Annotated in this window: 2 protein-coding genes; both read right to left on the bottom strand. The window is 45.9% G+C overall.

What is annotated here, in order from left to right; all coding sequences use genetic code 11:
• Nucleotides 1-269: 269 nt before the first annotated feature.
• Nucleotides 270-713 carry a single-stranded DNA-binding protein gene (locus S1OALGB6SA_RS00120; protein WP_124032154.1) on the bottom strand — a complete coding sequence of 148 codons (444 nt, stop codon included), beginning with the start codon at nucleotides 711-713 and terminating at the stop codon, nucleotides 270-272.
• A gap of 469 nt (nucleotides 714-1,182) precedes the next feature.
• Nucleotides 1,183-1,555 (bottom strand): hypothetical protein (locus tag S1OALGB6SA_RS00115; protein ID WP_230204312.1); only part of this gene is annotated, 373 nt, incomplete at its 5' end.

Raw genomic sequence — 1,555 nt, 5'->3', positions numbered from 1 at the left:
AAACATCTCCACATCCAGAGTGGAAGTCGATAGTACCAGTAAATCATACTTACGCCAGGATTACAAGAATAGAGCCCGAAATGGGGCTTGAGGAGAGCTCCAAGCGCTGTTTCTGCTTTGTAATTATCTATCCTAGCTTCCTATAGATGGGAGACTGATGGTTTCAATTCGCGTTTAGCGAATCGTTTGAGAAAAGGAGGCCGTCCGTAACCTCCCTTCCCCGGTTGAAATCCGAATGAAAATGGGCCTTAATCTTCCGCTCTCAAGATTTAATAAGTTGCTATTGCCTCTTCCTGGATTTCATCTGTTTCGGCGACCGTGTTTTCGTCCCCAATCATTTCGTCCGACTTCTTTGGCTTCTCTGATTGTCCAGCCCCGCTCTTCCTGGGACTTCTCAGAAAATCTACATGCTCTCCAACGATTCGAATACGGGAACGGGATTCACCTTCGGAATTCGTCCAGCGATCTTGCTTCAACCGTCCAACTACCCGAACTCCACGGCCCTTGCTCAGATATTCCGAGCATATTTCCGCGAGTCGTGACCAGACTTCGACATCGAAGTAGCTCACTTCACTTTGTCGTCCTTCCTCGGTTTTATAAAATCGGTTCGAAGCTACTACGAAATTGCACACCGCAGTCCCCTTGGGGGTTTTATCCATCAATGGGTCCTTTGTTAGATTGCCCTCCAGAATAATGGAATTCAGATTGTTCATCGCTACACCTCCTACAGTAATTAGCTTAATGGTAGTTACCGCTGGAACCCAGGTATTGCTTGAGTTGAACGGAGGGAGTCACTCTTTTTTCCGACAAGCTGCAAATACGAAAAAGACCTTCCTGAGAACAGGTGGTCTTCGATATACCATCCCATTATTTACAGGACCATCGGTTGTTGTCGGAACCTTGCCAATCCTTTCGAAATCGAGCTGTTTCATGATAGCCGGAATGCTACGCCCCAAAAAATGTTTGGCCGTGTCCATCTTGATTTCAGATTACTCCCTTAGGAACTCTTCATCTGAAAAATCTTTCTGAAACACTTGATCCGCTGGATATCCGTCATCAGATGCAATGACCATCTCTTCAGTTTTATGAACATTGCCAGTAATTCGTCGATGGACTTTCCAGCACGAGTACGCTCGAAACTCCTATACAAGTCACAGCTCATGTAAGAAACGATCGTGCGGGTTATTGCTCTACACCTCCCGTTTCCTGCTCTTTGTACAACGACCCAGTTATCATAAATGTTCCCCGAACACAGTGGACACCATACCGGACAAATTCGAATCCCCGGGGAAGCAGAATGTTGTAAATCATGGCGCCAATCATACGCTTGTACTGTAGAACCTTGCCTGTTGCGATTAGTCGTTCTCCGAAAGTTTGTTCGATCTCCTCATTGACAGCATCAACGGCAGCCCATTCGCGTCGAGATGCCTTCTTAAGACTCTCAATAACCTCTGTTCTGTTCAGAAATTCCCACAGCTCTTTGCCTTCATCGGACTTAGCAAGCTTAAAAAAACGAGGGTCATAGAAATCTATCATATATGCCTCCTTAGACTCT

Origin of the sequence: Olavius algarvensis spirochete endosymbiont, from assembly GCA_900608495.1 — a bacterium.
Lineage (GTDB): Bacteria > Spirochaetota > Spirochaetia > DSM-2461 > DSM-2461 > UBA2779.
The sequence above is the reverse complement of the archived record's forward strand: the minus strand, read 5'-3'. Positions and strand labels throughout refer to the sequence as shown.

Coding starts and splice junctions, on each gene's coding strand:
- S1OALGB6SA_RS00120 (WP_124032154.1), bottom strand. CDS start 713: ATGAACAATCTGAATTCCATTATTCTGGAGGGCAATCTAACAAAGGAC.